Genomic DNA, 18,863 nt, shown 5'->3' on the forward strand with positions numbered 1-18,863 from the left:
AATGATTCCAATGATTCCAATGATTCCAATGATTCCAATGATTCCAATGATTCCAATGATTCCAATGATTCCAATGATTCCAATGATTCCAATGAAAAATATTAAAAAATTAATTTAAAAACAAATATTTATGTATTATTTTAAGATGTTGAAATAATTTTGGAAAATTCTGGATAAAAAACTTGTCATGTATAGCACTATGCCGCAGAAAATGAAGTTGTATAATATTTAATCCAAAAATAAATATGATTAAATATTAACCACTTACGTAAAATAGGTGAGACCTTGATTAAAAAATGTCTTGTTAAATTAAAGGGTTAACAGAAGATAAGTATTCCCCTTATCTTCTGTTTTTTGTTCAATTAAGCGACAATTTTATTGAGATTGTTATGGTTCAGCTGCTCTGAAATCTCGAGTAATACAGCTTCAGTTTTATCCCATCCTAAACAACTATCTGTGACAGATTGACCATAAGTCATGCATGCAGAGATTTTTTGTTGCCCATCTACCAAATGGCTTTCTAACATCACACCACGTACTTGCGTTAAAGCACGTTCTTGTACAACCTGCTGCAAAATCTCAGGCTGGCGTAACGGATCTTTACCACTGTTGCCATGACTACAATCCACAATGATTGCTGTCGGCTGCTTTAACGTTTTTTGGATTGCCTGAATTGATGCTGCATCATAATTGGTAGACGTATTTGAGCCGCGTAAAATGATATGCGGTAAAGGATTTCCTGAGCTTGCGAGTAATACTGGCGCACCAGTTTGTCCCATTGCAAAAAACTGATGAGAATGCTGTGAAGACAAAATAGCATCTGTTGCAATTTGTACTGAACCATCTGTGCCATTTTTAAAACCTACTGGATATGGCAAACTGCTGGCAATTTCGCGGTGAATCTGTGATTCTGATGTCCGCGCACCAATCGCACCCCATGCTAAAAGATCATCAAAATAACCTGTCACCATTGGGTTTAAAATCTCACTTGCCAGTGGTAAGCCCAATTGTAAAATTTGTAAGTACAATGCGCGAGATTGCTGTAAGCCTTCATTTAAATCGGCTTCACCATTTAAATGTGGATCATACAAAAAACCTTTCCAACCTACTGTGGTACGTGGTTTTTCAATATAAGCGCGCATTACAACATAAATCTGTTTATCGACCTGAGTTTGTAATTGTTTGAGTTTTTCTGCGTACTCAAGTACTGCTTGAGGGTCGTGAATAGAACAAGGCCCTGTAATGACCAATAATCGCTTGTCCTGCCCTTTTAAAATTCTTTCAATGATTTGTCGCTGTTGTTGTACCTGTGCAGCAAGTTCTTGTGTGAGCGGTTGTTGCTGCTTCAGTTGTTGCGGAGTTTTCAAAATGCTGTTCATAAAATTTCCTTGGCGTTTAATCCATCAATAAGGGTGTATGTTTTGCTGATCGGTTATATGCAACATAAAGCCAGAATCGAGGTTGAAAATAAGCCACCAAATAAGTTGTAAACATCATCATTATTCTCCAAATTTAAAATATAAAAAAACCTGATTGGTGTTGCCAATCAGGTATAAATTTTTTTGATGGGCAACCTATCTTTTCCGTGCCCAAACGTGTTCGGGCGACTATCTAAAGTGCCAGAAATACGCATAATAAGTCATAAAGATAGGTTGCTGTAACATCAAAGTCATCACGAATAAACTATTAATTATTAAAATACGCCTGTTTATTTTATTAAACAAGTATTTTTATAAAATAAATAAACTTTTCTATGAAAATACTTTATTTTCATAAACTAAGGTAGAACACGGCGTAAAGTAACGACGCATTTATCTTGTTTTTCTGATGTACAAAACTGGATGGTATTGATGTTGCGCCACTGAACAAAATACTGTGACACCTCTCCTGCCTGATCTTGCTGATGCCCTGAGCAGTCTTTCTGATTGTTATCATATTTAACTTGCAAAGCTAAAGCACCAATTTTGGAGTTTTCAGGCGATGGCTGATATTCATAAATTCCGGTTGACCATTCAGCAGCGCTTTTAATAATGACTTGATTGTTGCTTTTAAAGTTATAATATTCCACACATTTTTTGTTATTTGGAATTTCCATTCCCCATAAACCTACAATTTGTGATCGTACAACAATATTAATTGAATTGTCATTTTGAGGGTTTGCTACTGACTGGGCAGACTGAGGTGCCGCCATTGCAAATGTTGAGCATATACAAAAAACACTGGAGATGAATAATTGCTTCATAAGTTGTTCTATACCTCTAAGTGATGAGAATAACTTAGCATATCTACTTGAAGAATTTGTATTAATAACTTGTTTATTTAACCTTTTGTTGCCAGAGCATCATCATGTTGACTATGGCGCGGCAACCAGTATGTCAGTGGTAAAGCCAGCAATACCACCATCGCGGCATACACAAAAATATGCTGCCCTGATAACAAGTTCCAGTAATGCCCGGCTAAAATACTGCCAACAGCAACACCAATACCCCACATCGTACTATACAATGCCTGACCGCGACCTTGCTGCTCGGCACTAAAGTGCTGAAAAATAACCTTCATCGCAATAAGATGAAACAAACCAAAACTAAAAGCATGAATCGTTTGCGCCAGTAGTTGCACTACAAAATAGGCAGACCCAACACCCACGATATACCAACGGATTGAGGTGAGAATCAAACACAGAATCACCAGTTTTTGCCAAGAAAACCGTTGTAAAAAGATACGCTGTGCATAAGCAAACATCACAATCTCAGCAATGACACCTGTTGCCCATAACGCTCCGATTTGTGCAGTGCTGTAGTGCTGCTCATGCAAATAATTGCTATAAAAACTATAAAATGGTGCAAATGAAAACAGCAGAATAAATTCGATGGAAAAAAATGCCAGAACTGTAGGATGGCGAATATTTTTCCAAATCGGTTGTAATTTTTTTTGTGCCTTCGGCGCATTGCTGGGTTCTTGAATGGTAAATGCCCAGATGAATGCAAGAAATGCGATACTTAATAGAATAATTGGAAGCCAGCGAATAGAAATGAGATCAAGCAGTTCACCAATCAAAAATACTGCAACAATAAATCCAACAGATCCCCATTTTCTGACCCTCCCATACAGTTTTGCCTTTTCATCACCTAACCAAAATAACGTAACACCTTCAAATTGCGCTAAAATTGCATTTTGAAAGAAACTAAAAATGAGCATTAAGGTCGCGATTGACTGAAAATTATTAGGAACAATAAAAATTAAAAACCAGATACATGTCTCAATCCAGGTGGCAATCCGAACCAAGAGCATACGTTTGCCAGATTTATCTGCAATCCAACCCCAAATGAACGGCGCAAAAAAACGAGTAATAATGGCAATCGAAGACAACCACCCAATTTGTTGAAAGCTAAATCCTTGATGTTGAAGGTATAAGTTCCAATATGGCATGAATGTGCCAACAATCGCATAGTAGAAGAAGTAAAAAGCACCTAGTTTGCTGCGGACTGGAATACTTAACATCTAGTTATATTCCATTTTATTTTCAATAGCTTAGTACTTTTAAAGACCATATCGACTTGCATTCAATTACTCTCGTTTATATTTCAACAGTCTACAAATTAGTTTACAAATCATAAAAAAATATTTTTTAGACCTGTGTAATTAGCCAACTTGGAGCCTATATATTAAAGCTTTTAACTCACAGACAAATATAAAATTTCTAGTCTCAGTAAAAAGCCTTCTTTCATATTTTCTGCTTTAGCCTGAGCAATTGAAAAATCAGCCGTAAATACTCTAAATAAAGTCATTATTGAAGGCTTAAAGCCAAAATAAAAATTTCATTGTGGATACTCTATCTGAAAAGGTGCTGCATATCGCTGAATAAAGTTTTTTTGTCTTCTCCATAAAAATAGCCTCAAGAAAATTCCTGAGACTATTTGGGTGATTCGCATGCTCTTGTTTTTTGAAGTACTACATAAAAGAAGTTAAAACTTAAATTCCAGCCAGTAATTGACTATAGCGAGCCATATCAATATTACCGCCACTGATAATGACTCCAATTCTTTTGCCCTTTAGCTCTTTTTTGAGCATTCTAGCTGCTGTAAAACCAAGACATCCTGTTGGTTCCACAATCATTTTCATACGTTCTGCAAAGAAGCGCATTGAGTTAATTAACTCCTCATCTGGCACTGTTAAAATATCATCAACTTTTTCTTTAATAATGGAAAAAGTATATTGACCTAAATGCTGGATTTGTGCGCCATCAGCAATTGTTTGTGGGGTATCTATATGTACGATTTCACCTTTTTGAAAAGATAGTTGACCATCATTACCTGCGTCAGGTTCAACTCCGTATATTTTACAATTTGGCGATAAATGCCTTGCAGACAAAGCTGAACCTGCCAATAGCCCACCACCACCAAGACAGACAAATAAAGCATCTAACTCACCAACCTCTTCAAATAGTTCCTTAGCCACAGTCCCTTGACCTGCGATAACATGAGGATGGTCATAAGGTGGAATTAAAGTTAGGCCTTTTTCTTTCGCTAATGCTTGCCCAATTTCTTCTCGGTCTTCCGTGTAACGGTTATATTCAATTACATTTCCACCATAGCCTTTGGTTGCTGCTTTTTTTGCAGCAGGAGCATCATGAGGCATAATAATGGTTGCAGGAATTCCCAAAAGTTTAGCTGATAAAGCAACACCTTGAGCATGATTTCCAGAAGAATACGCAACGACACCAGCAGCTCTTTGCACATCATTCAATTGAGCCAAAGCATTCATTGCTCCACGGAACTTAAACGCACCTATGCGTTGGAAATTTTCACATTTAAAAAATATTTTGGCACCAAAGTCTGTATCTGCCGTTCTAGAGGTTAATACAGGTGTTTTATTTATATGATGATTGATACGTTGAGCTGCAGCAATAACATCATCAAATGTTGGAAGTCTTTGTTCTTGCATGTTTTAAAACCTATCTAAAATTTTGCTTCAATATTTTAGATAAAATATACATAATAGGATTATTTGTCTAATTATTTTAGACTAAAATTCTAGTTCTTCGCTTTTTATTTTAATATTTAAGACAAAAAATCTAAAAATACAGCAAAATTGTCTAAAAAAAGATAAAATGAACTTAGAGATGAAATTTGGAATTGAAATGTCAGCATTTGATGAAAAGTACCTATTAAAACAATTAGATATGATTGCACAAGGATTAAGTGAAACACTTGCACCATTCTGTGAGGTTGTCGTACATGACCTAACCAATCCTGAACATTCAATTCTTGCCATACACAACAATTTATCTGGGCGAAAGGTTGGAGACCCTGCTACCGAGTTAGGTCTTGCGAGAATCACATCTTCGGAATTCCCCAGTTTAATAACTAATTACGCAAATCAATTTGCAGATGGTCGCCCTACAAAAAGCACATCTATAGGAATTAAAAATACAGATGGGCAATATGTCGCTGCTTTATGCATGAATATTGATTTAACGCTCTTTCGAGGAATGCAAAGTGCTTTAGATCGTTTTACTCATATAGAGAGCACAAGTATTGTTGAGCACTTAGAACCGAAAGGCAGTGAAGCCATTCGACAATATATTGATCAATATGCCGCTCAATCAGGTAAAACAGCACACATGCTTAAACTTCAGGAAAGAAAAGCCTTAATGGCTGAATTAAAACAAAATGGTTTACTGGAGATAAAAAAAGCAATTGAAACGGTTGCTCAGCATTTGAGTATATCAAGAGCAACGGCATATTTGTATTTTAAAGACCTTTAGGTTTTGTAAATCATTAATGCTCTTTATTTTAAAGATAAAATATCTAAATGCTTATTTGTAAATTAGAATCTTAAAAGAAAATTCTGGAATTAAAATTGGTTGGAATGAAAAAGCTTAAAGTTGCTATTGTTGGGTTTGGTTCTGTAGGCCGTAATATTGCTCAACTTTTGGAAAAACGTGCAGACGACTATGCTCAAAAATATGACATATCGATTCAAATTACAGGTGTATGTAAATCACGATCTGGTCTGATAGAAAATCAACACGGACTAAGCCTAGACGAAATTTTAGATATTCCTCAATATGTCTCGGGTTTAACCAATCATGATTTTATGCAACGGGTTGAGGCCGATGTCATCATAGATGTTGGGCCAAGTGACTATGTCACTGGCGGTAGTTCCTTAGAATATATTCGCCAAGCACTGAAAAATAAAATAAATGTGATCTGTGTATCAAAGGGTGCTTTAGTTTTAGAGTTAGAAAGTCTTTTAGAATTAGCTACTCAGAATCGGGTCAAACTTTTGTATAGCGGAGCAACTGCTGCTGCCCTCCCTACGGTTGATTTTATTCGATCCAACCTGTTGGGCTGTAAGATCCTCACCATTCAAGGCATTTTAACAGGAACGACCAATCTTATTTTGGATGAGATGATGCAGAACAATTTAAGTTTTGATGATGCCTTAACAAAAGCTAAAAATCTCGGTATTGCAGAACCAGATAGTAGTTTTGATACTCAAGGATGGGACACTGCTGCTAAAATTTGCATTATTGCTAAGACATTCTTTAAAAAAGAAAATATCGACTTTTATCACTTGTCTAAACAAGGCATTGAACACATTACTCAATTAGATATAGAGCATTGGCGCTTAAACAGTCTTGTCCCTCGCTTAGTTGGATATATTGATTGTATGGACCATAATTTGAGTGCGGGTGTCAGACTTGAACTATTTGAAAAGACTCACCCATTTTCCCTAGTTACTGGGAAAAATAAGGCTTTGCGAGTTCTGACTGACGATATGGGAGAATTTTATATTAGTGGAGGCGCATCTTCACCTGTTGCAACAGCCGCCGCCGCATTAAAGGATCTAGAATATCTCATTTTGAATAAGCTTGTTTGATGAACATGCTTATTTCAGAAAGCATGCTCAAAATTATCAGGTTTAGTTAACCATGCACAAAGATGTCTATAAAACCTCAAAAGTCCTTGTAGTAGTTAAAATTGTTGCGATGATTGGGCTTTAAAATAGTGATCTACCAACAGACCATGTAAAATCAGCAATCTATTTTGTTTGATTTAACCTGAAGAAATGCGAGACTCCACAATTAATTCCCCAGTTAAACATTGGTGTGAATTTGAATTTATCTCAAAAACGGTGAAAAATCCCAATATCCATATTCGGGGGAACTATAGCTATTACAGCGCTTTTTGGGATAGTGGCTTTGAAAGATGTGTCGTTAGATATCTACACAATAAACCGTCAACATCTGCAAATCAGATCGATCAGCTTTATATTGGTAACTTTGTCTGCTTTGGTGCGGAATGCGTGATTATGATGGGCGGTAATCAGTTACATCGGACAGACTGGATTTCAGCATTTCCCTTCGATACCCGCTGTTTTGTACCTGCTGGAGATACAATCATTGGGGATGGTTGCTGGATTGGTAGTCGTGCCATGATCATGCAGGGCGTAAAACTTGGTGAAGGTGCGATTGTGGCAACAGGCGCAGTTGTGACCAAAGATGTACCACCTTATGCTGTGGTTGCTGGTGTTCCTGCACAGATTATGAAGTATCGCTTTTCACCTGATGCCATACAGAAATTACTGTCTGCCAGAATTTATGATTTAGATGAAAAAGTCCTGTTAAAAATCAGAGAAAATTTGCAATCTGATAATGTCGATGCTTTGATTGAGTTTTTACAAAATCATACTGCTTAGCAAACGCTTATAGTAAATGATATCCATAATCAAACTTATGGATTCAAATCTTGAGAGATATTTAAAATAAAAAAGGCTCATCAAAGAGCCTTTTTCTCAAGAATATTTACTTATAAATAACGTGCCCACTGAACTGTTGCTGTAGTGGTTGTAGAACTGCTTGAACCAGAGCCTGAACTTGAACTTGAACTTCCACCGCCTGTTGAAAAATCAGGGTGATCTTTTAAAGTTGAGAGATCAATAGTTGTCGAACCTGTAAATTTAGACCCTTTACTGGTATCTCCAAGACCTGCAGCCGATAGAGAACCTACGATTTTACTATCACCAGATGTGCTTAACAGGTTACCTGCTATCACATTACCATAGACTGTAGCTTGTGCACCCAAGGAAATATTCCCACCAGTATATGTAGACTGACATAAAGCAACCGTTGTGGCGTTAGTACATGACCCAGCCAATAAAGCAATATTACCAATACTTGCAGGAATTAAGGACGTGCTTGAACTACATAAGTTGGTTGGTCGACCAAAATCCGTACTATTACAAACCACACTTGCTCCAGCATAGTTTGGAGCCTGCGAGGTAATAGAGCCACCATAATCGATGTTTCCAGTCGATAAGAAAGTATTCACATATTTACCTTGTAAGAGTTTTAGATCCCCTTTAAATAAAAATACGCCAGGAGCCAAAGAAGGATAACCTGAATTCCCATTGATATTTAAAGACCACGTTCCTCCACTGTAGGCAATAACATCGGCCCGTGAATATTTAGGGTAGATATAGCCCACTGGTGTACTCGTACAGATATTTTTCTTATCCACACTGCTACATAACTGTCCTATATAAGTATTGTAGTTCTCTACGTATGAAGCAATATGATAATTACCATTTGGAATTCCATTCACATTTTGCACAGTGACAATAATATTTTTACTGCTATCCACACTCAAAATATAATTTGCCTGAGACTCGTAACTCAAAGCATTCACAATAGGTTTACTTGGTGCTGTCACGGTGACCAAAGCACCGGTTGCCACAATAGAATTTGTGCCTGCAGGTAAAGTTGTTGCATTTTTAGTTGAACATGATTGAAATGAAACAGCTTTTAACCAGCTATACTTATCCCAACCTGTTGATACACATGTAAGTTTTCCCTCACTAGTTACATTAGAAATATTTCCCCATGTAGATAAGTTAACATTTCCCTTTGCTAGTACCTGATTTACTGAGCCACCACCACCACTAACATTAACATAATCGCCTGCTGTGAATGTTTGTGCTGAACCACCACCACTAGAAAATTCTATATAGCTTAAGGTGCTTGCATTATGCAGACTACCATTACTTATGGTTATATATTTATCTGCATATAAATCACCTTGTGTGCCGCCACTTTTAATATCTATCCACCCTTTCGCGGAAATTAACTGAGCAGATGCACCGCCTTTTAATGTCACATTTCCATTTGAATAAATATTATTAATTTGTGCCTGACTATCTAAAGTAACATTCCCTGTTGTAGTTAAACTATCTATACCTTTTAGACCAACACCACCTGTTGAAAAATCACCATAAACATTAATCGCGACTTTGCCAGTCCCATTTTGGCTAAATGTAATTCCCCCAGATAAATCCAGATTGCTATAAATATCCATAGCAGAAGTCGTACCAGTGCTTGTGCCCGTTCCAGTACTGCTTGATGATGTCGATGTCGGCATGACATTGTACAAAACCTGAATCGTGGATGCTGCTTGAGCAGTGCTACTTGTATTTTTAATGGTTGCAACGATTTGATATGGGTCTGCGCTGGTTGCTGGAGCTGTAATCGTATCAATGGATGCTGTGATTCCAGAAGCATTGATACTTATTGCACCTGTTTCTAAACTTTCAAGTTGGCTTTCGCTTAAACTTTCAAGATACTTGCGCAAAATTTCTACACCAGCCCAAGCACCCGCTTGCGCATTTGTCACAGCATGGCTAGATACCGCAGCCTGTTGCTTACTTCGAATATAATAAGCTGTACTTAAAATCGCGACGGCTAATGCAACCCCAACTAGCATCACGGTCAGTACGGTTGCAACACCTTTTTGTGAGGTTGCTAAATTTGGCTGGGCTTTTCTTATCATAAAAATGACCCTGTTAAGATGTAATGTTTGATAAGCAAATCGGGAAATTTGTAGAGTTTGCTGAAATTGTCAGTTTTGGATGATTTGCTACTTTCCCAACACCATATGGCGTACATGACTCTGTTGTTAGTGCAAAAGCAATGGTTGCAGTTGATGGTAGTACCGCTAAAACACGATCTATAGACCATTTCAAGCTATTAAGAGAAGCGGTTTGTGCACAGCCATCCGCTGCAGTTTTAAGTAAAACTAGCTTGTTCTGGTCGTTATTAATAACGCTTGCGATGCCCTGACACGTTAAAGTGTTTGCATTACCTAGCGTAGAGTAATAACGCCATAAAGCAGATTGTCTGTTGTCTACGGTAATGCCGCCATTTAATTGAAGTGGATTGGGTGCAATGAGAACATTGGTACCAGAAGAAAAGCCGAAGCCTGCGCTTTGTGCCAAGATTTGTGCAACGGTAAAACCATTATAGATTTGGGTTTGTTGCTTTGAACTCTGACGAGAATCAACGCTATTGACCATCACCGCACGAAAAATTGTGACCAGTGCAATTAAGCATAATAGAGAAATTAATAGACCAATCATCAGGCTAATCATGGTTGAACCTGTTTGATGATGCTTCATGATGATTCTCCAACGCGAACTTCCCCACCTAAAGAATCATCCGTTACACTCAATACAGGTTTTTGTATACTAATGCTACTTTGCCCCACGGTAATATTTTGCTGGGTACACGTCACAGTTACGTTTAAATTTTCATTATTGACCGTGATTTGTGGTGTTGTGCCACACAAATTACTTCCAGATTGTAATAAAACCCGAAGCTGGTCTACCGCGACTTGTTGAATGTTGCTTTGCCGTTGTGTTTTTAAAATTTTACCGATACTCAGCGCCCCACCCAAAGCAATAATGCTGGTTAAAAGCAATGCAACCAATGCTTCTAGCAAGGTGGAGCCTTTTTGACCAAGATTAGTTAAATGTATAGGTTTCATTGAGATTGCCATTGGTTATGGTTATGACTTGATCGCTTGTACATGGTGAAACAGAAAGTTGGCTTCCTAAATGTCCGAAAGCAATACATTGAACAGTAGCGCCAGATGTATCTTTAATTTGAACGCTCGATGGAAGATCAAAATTATAATTAGATGCGGAGTTACAGTTTGCTGCAGTGCTTGAACTGGATTTGTGTACAGATAACACCTGATTATTGAGACAGACCTGAGTTACAGCAGAATTATCTGTAAATCCACTTTCATTTTTAATTGCGGCTGATTTGGCTAGATTAATTGCATTATCTAGAGATGAGACCGTTTTTGTTAGCTCAGCTTGCCTGACCCAATCTCGTGTAAAGGCAGCACCTGCTACTGCTAAGATTGCCAAAATCGCAATTGTCACCATAATCTCAATCAGCGTAAAACCAAACATGTGACGCATAAACACTCCGGATTAATAGGTATCGCATGAACTTGGTGATGACGATGTATTCGTCATGGTCATTGTGCAATTCCCTTTGGTCGCGGTGAGCGTGTAGCTGCTTGCTGTTGAAGTTGCTGTGTAGGAAAAAACATCTTCACTCGGGTTCCATGAAGTGAAGGCTGTTTTAGTTGTTGCAGTATTTGTTGTTGTAGAAACTGGGTAGCTGAGCGTTCTTTGGTATGTGTTTTCTAACACTAAACTCAAAGCAACTAAATCAGACTGTGCTGCTTTAATATGTGCTCTTTTCACATAATTCCCATATGCAGGAATTGCAAAGCTGGCAATTATGGCCAATATGACAATCACGATCATCAGTTCAATTAAGGTAAAACCTTTAACTTTCGATATGTTATTCATCTTTATATTTGGTAATAACCCCATTATTTTGCTTGTGGAAATTGGCATTTTGTTACATATAAAACATTAAACCATATTTAATGCTTTAAGAAAATAAATTACCAAATGACATAACAATATTATTCAACAACTGAATATTAACAAAAAAATTGTAAACTATGTGACTTGATTCACAAAAAATGATTTTACCTAAGCTAAATCTAAGGTTCAATTATTTTTTATCTTTCATTAAAAATAACACTATTAGCAATAATGCTCATAAGGTGCGATGATTGTCATCTATTTTCGTTTCAAGTGAAATACACTACTGGAGTATTAATCAGAATATTTTTACACTACAAGGCATGATAGATTTTGCTATATTTCTTGTTCAGTAGCTCTTGTTAAATATTATTTTTCGCTGAGGATAGAGGATAAATGAAAAATTCCCAGATCATATCTCACACATCAAAACAATGTTTTGGCAAATTGACCTGAGAAAATTTTGCGATCACCTATTAAGCAACAGCGTTACATCAGTTTTTTCTTTTAGTCTGGTTTACATTGTTTTTATAAATTGAAGATTCCAGCAACACGCTGAAATCTATACGTCCATACTGTGATTTCTCAGGATTTTTGCCGTGTAGCAAACCAGCATAAAACAGATCCCGCACATACCATCGCAGCGCCTTGCCAAAATGCAAGTGATAACGGCGTATGCAAGACCGCCGCTGCAAGTGCAGAAGAAAACACAGGAATAAAATACGATGCACCCGCAAGAACGGTGACATTGCCATGCAAGATTCCAACATTCCATGCAGCATAGCCGAACCCCATTGCTGCAGCAGCCAAAACTAAATAGACAATAGCAGATACACTGAAATGCATTGGTTCAGCCGCCAAAATAAAGTATTTCACCCACAAAATACTGGCGGTGAGCATAAAAAATAAGGTTACACCATTTTTACCATTCGCGATTCTCGTGGTTACGGTACAGTAACCCGACCAAATCAATGCCCCAATAAATGCCAAACCATAACTCAACGGATTATCTTGTATATTGTACAGCATGCTCGGAAAATCCAAGCCTTGATCACCAGCCAACACCCAGCAAATACCAGAGATTGCAATAATAAATCCTGGAATGATCAATAGATTGGATTTTTGATGATTAAAAAAAATAGCGGCGACCATGGTGAGTGCAGGCCACAGATAATTAACAATCCCCACTTCTATGGCTTGCCTATGAGTATTGGCATATCCAATCGATAATGCCAGACACACCTCGTAAGAGACAAACAGAACACTACCCCAAATCAGATAACGCTTGGGAAATTCACGAATTTTTGGAAAACCAACACTAAGTAGCAGAAATACTGAGGCAACACTATAAATCATGGCCGCGCCTCCCGTAGCGCCAAGCGAATCACTAACACTACGAATCAGCCCAATAATCGAGCTCCATAGAAAAACTGCGATCAAGCCAATCAGCGTTGCATTTCTTTTGCTTATCATGATTTAAGCCACTTATAAAATTTCTGATAAAGATGAGGAGAAAATAAACCCATAAAATTTAATCATGCATGTGTACAAAACTTAGATAGCGTAAAATGGGTAGTAAATCTTTATATATTGAGTGCTTAGCTCAGGTCAATTCTAATCCTTTCAAGTCAGGCAATTATTTTTCAGCATAAAAAAACCACATAGTCGCGAAACCATGTGGTTAAAACTAAAAAACTACAGCGTAAGTATTCTTTAGAAGGATAAAGTATATAATAAATACACCTTTAATGTCAAACATAAATTTCTTGGTAGCGTAAAAGTGTGATTAACGACTGTCAGACCGATGATTTATAGCTTGTTGAATACAACAGATTAATTGCGCTAATGCCTGCTGTATCCGTTCATTCAGATTAAATGAACAATTAATTCGAATAAAATTCTGTGTCAAGGTGTTCAAACGAAATAAGCTACTTGGCGCAATGGCAATTTTATATTCAAGCAATTGCCGATACAGTGACATACTATCTACATGTTCAGGCAATTTGACCCACAAAAAATAACCACTGGAATAATAATAAATCTCACATTGCGTAGACAAATGCGCTTTTAAAAACTGGTAAAATACCTGTTTATTGTGCTCAAGTTGCAGCCGCAGTTGCCGCAAATGTTTTTCATAATGATGACTAGGTAAAAAATCCACTAGAGCGTGTTGTACCAAGGTACTAGCAGATAATGTACTCATCATCTGTAAATGCTGAATGGCATTGGAAAATTTACCGACATGAACCCACCCGATTCGAGTCCCCATGCCTATTGTTTTGGAAAATGAAGAACAGTGCAACACATAGTTATGCTGATCAAAGTACTTCATCGGTAGCGGTTTTTGTGCGCCGTAATAAAGCTCCTGATAGACATCATCTTCGATCAGATACACCTGATGTTCATGCAGCAATTTGGCAATTTGAAATTTAATCTCATTACTGACCGTAAAGCCAATCGGATTATGCGAATTGAGCATGAGCCAGCAGACTTTAATCGGGTATTTATTCAGTGCCGCGTCAAATGAAACCAGATCAAAACCATGCTGCGGATGCTCAGGAATGGTAATGACTTTTAAACCGAGACGTTCTGCTGCCTGCCATGCGCCGTAGAAAATATTTTGTTGCAGCAGGATATAATCGCCTGCTTGAGTCAGCGCTTGCAGTGAAAGATTAAGCGCTTCCAATGCGCCTGAAGTAATTACAATATCATTAGCATCAGTTGGAATGCCTTGCAGACTATAGCGACTCGCAATAATTTTTCGGAGTTCAAGATTACCTGGCGGCATACTGTCAGAATTTAAGTAGCTACGTTTACGCTTGGCATGTTGAGCAATAATTTGCATCAACTTGGCATTATAGAGCAAGTCCGAACAAGGAAATGCCGAACCTAGCGGTACAATCTCCTCATCCTGTGTGGCTTTTAAATAGTTAAAAACCTGAGAGTTAATCTCAATATGTGCATTAAGTTTGGTTTCGGGGTGATGCGCCAGTGCTTGTGTCGCCAGATTCCCAGCAACAAAATAACCTGATTTTTCTTTGGAATAGACCAGACCTTGCGCTTCAAGCTCCTGATAGGCGTTCAGCACCGTCATTAAGCTAAAGCCTGAACGCTGCACCTGTTCACGCAAGGATGGAAGTTTGCTGTGGGCTTGCCATGAACCATTTTCAATAAGTGCCCGTATGCTACGCGCCAATTGTTCTGATTTATACATAAACTATCAAGACAAACCCAATGTTGAAAAAATGATTATTGACTTCTTTCATCGTGCTTTACGCTTTTCAGAAAAAACACATCGACAAAAGAAGTCACGCTCTTGTTTTAATGCAAATTGGCTTTGGCAAGTAGCAGTAAACTGCGGAAAATTCCCGCAATGACAGCCAAACTCAAAAAGCCGAATAGCCATAATACAATAAACCATTGCCATTGTTTGAGTTGCGGTCGTTTAGTCATGATAACCCTCATCGCCTACTCGCACTTTGTCTTTAAACACCCAATACGCCAAACCTGTATACACTAAGATAATCGGCAATAAAATACATGCCCCAATCAGTGCAAACAGTTGACTGCTATATGGTGCAGCCGCCTGCCAAATCGTGATAGATGGCGGAATGATATTCGGCCACAGGCTAATCAGAAAACCAACATAGGCGAGTGTAACCAACGCCAACATATAGATAAATGGCTGTTTTTCCTGTTGATGCAGACAAGCTTGATACAATTGATAACTGACCCAAAGCACCAGTACAGGAACCAGACTCAAATAGTACAGGTTGGGCAAACTAAACCAGCGTGCTGCAATTTCAGCATGTTGCAAGGGTGTATAGATACTCACACCAAGGAAAATGACCAACAATGCCCATAATAGTTTAGGCATAAGTTGATACATGTGTTGCTGAAGATCAGTTTCGGTTTTCATGATCAACCACGCACAACCCAAAGCGGCATAGACCAGTACCACGCCAATCCCTGTAAAAACAGAAAATGGAGTCAACCAATCCCACGCACCTTGTTGTGGATGGATTCCTTGAATATAAGCACCTAAAATCATGCCTTGAAAGAAGCTGGCAAGTACCGATCCCCAAATAAATGCCTGATCCCACAAATAACGACTGCGATGTGCTTTAAAACGGAACTCAAATGCCACACCACGAAAAATCAGTGCAACCAGCATAAACATAATGGGCAAATACAACGCCGACAGCACCATCGAATATACCAGTGGAAACGCGGCAAATAGCCCTGCACCGCCTAAAACCATCCACGTTTCATTACCATCCCACACGGGTGCAACGGTATTCATCATCACGTCGCGTTGCTGTTTCTCAGCAACTACGGGAAATAAAATCCCGATACCGAGATCAAAACCATCTAAAACCACATAGATCCAAACCCCAAGACCAATAATCCCGACCCAGATTAATGACAAATCGATCATGATTTTTTCTCCTCATCGAGATCTTCGGCATCGAGCATACTCATAGGACGCATAGGGGTTTTAAAATGCCCAACACCCGCAGCTTCCTGATGTTCCAAGGTTTGATGCTGCGGCCCTTTACGAATCAGTTTGAACAGATAATAAAAACCACTGCCGAACACAATGCTATACACCACCACAAAAAGCGTCAGACTTAGACCAACCTGTGGTGCAGTCACCTGATGCGACAGACCATCAATGGTTTTCAGCAACCCATACACCACCCACGGCTGGCGTCCAACCTCTGTAGTGACCCACCCCGCCAGTAAGGCAATATAGCCGCTTGCACCCATCAACATCGCAAAGCGTAGAAAGCCACGACTGTCATATAAACGTTGACGATAACGTAACCAGAGTGCTAGTACAGACATCAGTACCATCAACATGCCCATCGACACCATGACACGGAAACTCCAAAACACCAGTAATGCATTTGGACGTTCATCACGCGGGAAATCTTTCAGACCTGTCACAGCGCCGTTCATTTCATGGGTTAAAATCAGGCTACCCAGATACGGGACACCCAGTTCAAAATGGTTTTTTTCTTGCTGCATGTCAGGAATAGCAAACAGTAACAGTGGCATTGGCTCTTGGTGATTGGTTTCCCAATGCCCTTCAATCGCTGCCAGTTTGACAGGTTGATGGTGCAAGGTATTTAAACCATGCTGATCACCAACAAGAACTTGTAGGCTGGACGTCAACAACACCATCCATAAGCCCATTGAAAATGAGGTTTTGACTAAAGCATCGCGCCGCCCTTTGAACAAATGCCATGCTGATGCACCTGTCACCAGTAAACCTGACACCAAAAATGCAGCAATACCCATATGCGCAAAGCGATAAGGAAAACTTGGATTAAAGACAATCGCCCACCAGTCTTTAGGCACTAAAATGCCATGTTCCAAGGCAATGCCTTGCGGCGTTTGCATCCAACTGTTTGATGACAAAATCCAGAACATGGAAATACACGTTCCAATTGCGACCATTAGAGTGGCAAAGAAGTGAGCTTTTTCACCAACTCGACCCCAGCCAAACATCATGATGCCTAAAAAGCCCGCTTCGAGGAAAAAGGCACTCAACACCTCATAAGTCAGTAATGGGCCAGTCACGCTGCCTGCGATTCGGGAAAATTCACTCCAGTTGGTACCAAACTGATACGCCATGACAATGCCAGAGACTACACCCATGGCAAATGCCACCGCAAAAATTTTCAACCAGTATTTAAACAAATCCTGATACAACGGGTTGCGGCTACGTAGCCATTTCCATTCTAGAACCGCAAGGAAACAGGCTAAACCAATCGAAGTCGCAGGAAAAATAATATGAAAAGAAACAGTAAAGGCAAACTGCATTCTTGCCAAAGCAAAAGCACTCAGACCAAAATCCATAATCACCCTCTACTTCACGAAGGTATTTAATACATTGCAAAAATTCATAACAGATGCTCTGTAAATGATGACTTTGTTATGATGCAGAGCGCCCTGTTGAATTGTTAGATACAAAATAAGATAGAAAAACCATAACAGTTTTAAAAAGAATTCAGCAAATGAATGGTCAAAAAGCTTCAATAAATCATTGATTAACTCATTTGCACCGTATCTAGCTTTAAATAACAGCTCATCTGTTATAGTTTTTTAGAACAGATTTGTATCTACTCAAGAGGCAGAATTTTTCTCAAAATAGATTCAAAAGTTCTATTGAGGAATCAGCACATGAACAACGATGATGAAAACAAAAAACCAGTACAAAAGTACGCCGACAGCAGCATTTCAGACAAAGCCTTTAAAAACTTACTGTTTTGGTTTGCGCTATATACTGTCCTGTTTTGTATTGGTGTAGTCTTCGCCGTTGGTGCGGACATGAAATAATGAATCAGTGCACACGAGAACCGCTCATGTTCATCACGCCTGAATTACAGCATTTGCCACGGGTTTTTAATTTAGAGCATCTTTCGGAAACTGTTCAGCATCGCCTGAGTATGGAATACATGAATCTGGAAGGTGCGATTTTACGGGCAAAAGTCGTTCGGGCATTTGGACGGCAAAATTTGCATTACATCATTCAGGATGCAGTACAGGAACAGGATGCCAATCTGGGATATGTATTTAGCCCATTTATTTTTGCCAATCTGAACAAGCCTTGTATCTACAGCACACTTAACACTCCCATGATTGAAAATATTTTGGGTCGTTTTGGGCAAGTCGACTACAAGATCAAGGCAGACTATGCACTTGATGCCATGCACATGTATTTAGATATTAGAGAATCTACTTACTCTGATGCGGAAATGTTGCAGTTAGGCTTGCTGCGCGCCTTGTGTCGCCCTGACCTCAAGCATGTGTTTCTCATTACCGATACCACACAGTTAAATACGCAGGCAATTACGGAAATTGAGCGGTTTCTCAAAATCCATATCCACCCGATTCACAAGCAGCAACAATCGGAATGGATAGTTCCTGTGGCAACCGAAATTAAACTCAAAAAATTGCTGTTTAAACATAAAGATTCGCAATATATGGCGTTATGCGAATATTTTTCTCAGCAAAATGCTGAATTACTCAAACGCTGTGACAGTTTAAAGCTAGAACAAAATACCCGCTTAATTGAAGACATGTTCTACAGTGAACACATCTTCGAAAAAATGTCGGTCTATAGTGAGTATATTCAGACCCTTTCACAAAATGCATTGCATGGCTGAGTA

At 38.7% G+C, this 18,863-nt stretch carries 19 protein-coding genes; 5 read left to right on the forward strand and 14 right to left on the reverse strand.

Going from position 1 to position 18,863, the window contains the following annotated elements:
• Positions 1–362 precede the first annotated feature (362 nt).
• The 4 genes from P255_RS06270 to P255_RS06285 all read right to left on the reverse strand — a co-directional run bounded on the left by P255_RS06270 (position 363) and on the right by P255_RS06285 (position 4,944).
• Positions 363–1,379, reverse strand: coding sequence for a 3-deoxy-7-phosphoheptulonate synthase (locus tag P255_RS06270; protein WP_004901657.1), 1,017 nt, complete (start codon positions 1,377–1,379; stop codon positions 363–365).
• A gap of 398 nt (positions 1,380–1,777) precedes the next feature.
• On the reverse strand, positions 1,778–2,242 hold the full coding sequence (locus P255_RS06275) for a hypothetical protein (RefSeq protein ID WP_035365062.1): 465 nt from the start codon (positions 2,240–2,242) through the stop codon (positions 1,778–1,780).
• A gap of 77 nt (positions 2,243–2,319) precedes the next feature.
• On the reverse strand, positions 2,320–3,501 hold the full coding sequence (locus tag P255_RS06280; RefSeq protein ID WP_004901663.1) for an MFS transporter: 1,182 nt from the start codon (positions 3,499–3,501) through the stop codon (positions 2,320–2,322).
• Between the two features lie 471 nt (positions 3,502–3,972).
• Positions 3,973–4,944, reverse strand: coding sequence for a threo-3-hydroxy-L-aspartate ammonia-lyase (locus tag P255_RS06285; RefSeq protein WP_004901665.1), 972 nt, complete (start codon positions 4,942–4,944; stop codon positions 3,973–3,975).
• A 196-nt stretch (positions 4,945–5,140) separates the two neighbouring features.
• On the opposite strand from P255_RS06285, the gene P255_RS06290 reads away from it, so the two are divergent.
• The 3 genes from P255_RS06290 to P255_RS06300 all read left to right on the forward strand — a co-directional run bounded on the left by P255_RS06290 (position 5,141) and on the right by P255_RS06300 (position 7,704).
• A complete protein-coding gene (locus P255_RS06290) occupies positions 5,141–5,767 on the forward strand; it encodes a helix-turn-helix transcriptional regulator (protein ID WP_035365301.1) in 627 nt (208 codons plus the stop codon).
• Between the two features lie 104 nt (positions 5,768–5,871).
• Positions 5,872–6,885 (forward strand): homoserine dehydrogenase, encoded by a 1,014-nt coding sequence (locus P255_RS06295; protein ID WP_004901670.1) that lies wholly within the window; start codon positions 5,872–5,874, stop codon positions 6,883–6,885.
• A 189-nt stretch (positions 6,886–7,074) separates the two neighbouring features.
• Positions 7,075–7,704 (forward strand): CatB-related O-acetyltransferase, encoded by a 630-nt coding sequence (locus P255_RS06300; RefSeq protein ID WP_035365064.1) that lies wholly within the window; start codon positions 7,075–7,077, stop codon positions 7,702–7,704.
• 110 nt (positions 7,705–7,814) lie between these two features.
• Here the strand turns inward: P255_RS06300 and P255_RS06305 are convergent, their stop codons facing one another.
• The 10 genes from P255_RS06305 to P255_RS06345 form a co-directional block, all read right to left on the reverse strand.
• A complete protein-coding gene (locus tag P255_RS06305; protein WP_004901676.1) occupies positions 7,815–9,830 on the reverse strand; it encodes a hypothetical protein in 2,016 nt (671 codons plus the stop codon).
• Positions 9,831–9,843: 13 nt separating this feature from the next.
• Complete coding sequence (locus P255_RS06310) at positions 9,844–10,455, reverse strand: hypothetical protein (RefSeq protein WP_004901677.1); 612 nt, start codon at positions 10,453–10,455, stop codon at positions 9,844–9,846.
• On the reverse strand, positions 10,452–10,823 hold the full coding sequence (locus tag P255_RS06315; RefSeq protein WP_004901679.1) for a prepilin-type N-terminal cleavage/methylation domain-containing protein: 372 nt from the start codon (positions 10,821–10,823) through the stop codon (positions 10,452–10,454). Before P255_RS06315 ends, P255_RS06310 begins: the two co-directional genes overlap by 4 nt.
• Positions 10,801–11,265 carry a pilus assembly FimT family protein gene (locus tag P255_RS06320; RefSeq protein ID WP_004901682.1) on the reverse strand — a complete coding sequence of 155 codons (465 nt, stop codon included), beginning with the start codon at positions 11,263–11,265 and terminating at the stop codon, positions 10,801–10,803. Before P255_RS06320 ends, P255_RS06315 begins: the two co-directional genes overlap by 23 nt.
• Before the next feature lie 12 nt (positions 11,266–11,277).
• On the reverse strand, positions 11,278–11,664 hold the full coding sequence (locus P255_RS06325; RefSeq protein WP_035365067.1) for a type IV pilin protein: 387 nt from the start codon (positions 11,662–11,664) through the stop codon (positions 11,278–11,280).
• Between the two features lie 606 nt (positions 11,665–12,270).
• Positions 12,271–13,158 carry an aromatic amino acid DMT transporter YddG gene (gene yddG, locus P255_RS06330; RefSeq protein ID WP_004901687.1) on the reverse strand — a complete coding sequence of 296 codons (888 nt, stop codon included), beginning with the start codon at positions 13,156–13,158 and terminating at the stop codon, positions 12,271–12,273.
• A gap of 313 nt (positions 13,159–13,471) precedes the next feature.
• Positions 13,472–14,899, reverse strand: a complete 1,428-nt coding sequence (locus P255_RS06335; RefSeq protein ID WP_004901691.1) for an aminotransferase-like domain-containing protein — start codon at positions 14,897–14,899, stop codon at positions 13,472–13,474.
• 107 nt (positions 14,900–15,006) lie between these two features.
• Positions 15,007–15,138, reverse strand: coding sequence for a hypothetical protein (locus P255_RS15680; protein WP_004901694.1), 132 nt, complete (start codon positions 15,136–15,138; stop codon positions 15,007–15,009).
• A complete protein-coding gene (cydB, locus tag P255_RS06340; protein ID WP_004901696.1) occupies positions 15,131–16,123 on the reverse strand; it encodes a cytochrome d ubiquinol oxidase subunit II in 993 nt (330 codons plus the stop codon). The genes P255_RS15680 and cydB overlap by 8 nt, the downstream gene beginning before the upstream one ends.
• Complete coding sequence (locus P255_RS06345; protein WP_004901697.1) at positions 16,120–17,550, reverse strand: cytochrome ubiquinol oxidase subunit I; 1,431 nt, start codon at positions 17,548–17,550, stop codon at positions 16,120–16,122. The genes cydB and P255_RS06345 overlap by 4 nt, the downstream gene beginning before the upstream one ends.
• Positions 17,551–17,874: 324 nt before the next feature.
• Between P255_RS06345 and P255_RS15465 the strand changes: the two genes are divergently transcribed.
• Both P255_RS15465 and P255_RS06350 read left to right on the forward strand, forming a co-directional pair.
• Positions 17,875–18,030, forward strand: a complete 156-nt coding sequence (locus P255_RS15465) for a hypothetical protein (protein WP_004901698.1) — start codon at positions 17,875–17,877, stop codon at positions 18,028–18,030.
• A complete protein-coding gene (locus P255_RS06350) occupies positions 18,030–18,860 on the forward strand; it encodes a hypothetical protein (RefSeq protein ID WP_004901701.1) in 831 nt (276 codons plus the stop codon). Before P255_RS15465 ends, P255_RS06350 begins: the two co-directional genes overlap by 1 nt.
• Positions 18,861–18,863: the final 3 nt, after the last annotated feature.

Source organism: Acinetobacter brisouii CIP 110357, assembly GCF_000488275.1.
GTDB classification, from domain to species: Bacteria; Pseudomonadota; Gammaproteobacteria; order Pseudomonadales; family Moraxellaceae; genus Acinetobacter; species Acinetobacter brisouii.

Excerpts from the sequence above, each read along its gene's own strand:
- P255_RS15465 (WP_004901698.1), top strand. The coding sequence starts at position 17,875 with ATGAACAACGATGATGAAAACAAAAAACCAGTACAAAAGTACGCCGAC.
- P255_RS06305 (WP_004901676.1), bottom strand. The coding sequence starts at position 9,830 with ATGATAAGAAAAGCCCAGCCAAATTTAGCAACCTCACAAAAAGGTGTT.
- P255_RS06325 (WP_035365067.1), bottom strand. The coding sequence starts at position 11,664 with ATGAATAACATATCGAAAGTTAAAGGTTTTACCTTAATTGAACTGATG.
- P255_RS06315 (WP_004901679.1), bottom strand. The coding sequence starts at position 10,823 with ATGAAACCTATACATTTAACTAATCTTGGTCAAAAAGGCTCCACCTTG.
- P255_RS06310 (WP_004901677.1), bottom strand. The coding sequence starts at position 10,455 with ATGAAGCATCATCAAACAGGTTCAACCATGATTAGCCTGATGATTGGT.
- P255_RS06270 (WP_004901657.1), bottom strand. The coding sequence starts at position 1,379 with ATGAACAGCATTTTGAAAACTCCGCAACAACTGAAGCAGCAACAACCG.
- P255_RS06345 (WP_004901697.1), bottom strand. The coding sequence starts at position 17,550 with ATGGATTTTGGTCTGAGTGCTTTTGCTTTGGCAAGAATGCAGTTTGCC.
- P255_RS06290 (WP_035365301.1), top strand. The coding sequence starts at position 5,141 with ATGTCAGCATTTGATGAAAAGTACCTATTAAAACAATTAGATATGATT.
- P255_RS06300 (WP_035365064.1), top strand. The coding sequence starts at position 7,075 with ATGCGAGACTCCACAATTAATTCCCCAGTTAAACATTGGTGTGAATTT.
- P255_RS15680 (WP_004901694.1), bottom strand. The coding sequence starts at position 15,138 with ATGACTAAACGACCGCAACTCAAACAATGGCAATGGTTTATTGTATTA.
- P255_RS06275 (WP_035365062.1), bottom strand. The coding sequence starts at position 2,242 with ATGAAGCAATTATTCATCTCCAGTGTTTTTTGTATATGCTCAACATTT.
- P255_RS06280 (WP_004901663.1), bottom strand. The coding sequence starts at position 3,501 with ATGTTAAGTATTCCAGTCCGCAGCAAACTAGGTGCTTTTTACTTCTTC.
- cydB (WP_004901696.1), bottom strand. The coding sequence starts at position 16,123 with ATGATCGATTTGTCATTAATCTGGGTCGGGATTATTGGTCTTGGGGTT.
- P255_RS06295 (WP_004901670.1), top strand. The coding sequence starts at position 5,872 with ATGAAAAAGCTTAAAGTTGCTATTGTTGGGTTTGGTTCTGTAGGCCGT.
- P255_RS06335 (WP_004901691.1), bottom strand. The coding sequence starts at position 14,899 with ATGTATAAATCAGAACAATTGGCGCGTAGCATACGGGCACTTATTGAA.
- P255_RS06320 (WP_004901682.1), bottom strand. The coding sequence starts at position 11,265 with ATGCGTCACATGTTTGGTTTTACGCTGATTGAGATTATGGTGACAATT.
- P255_RS06285 (WP_004901665.1), bottom strand. The coding sequence starts at position 4,944 with ATGCAAGAACAAAGACTTCCAACATTTGATGATGTTATTGCTGCAGCT.
- yddG (WP_004901687.1), bottom strand. The coding sequence starts at position 13,158 with ATGATAAGCAAAAGAAATGCAACGCTGATTGGCTTGATCGCAGTTTTT.
- P255_RS06350 (WP_004901701.1), top strand. The coding sequence starts at position 18,030 with ATGAATCAGTGCACACGAGAACCGCTCATGTTCATCACGCCTGAATTA.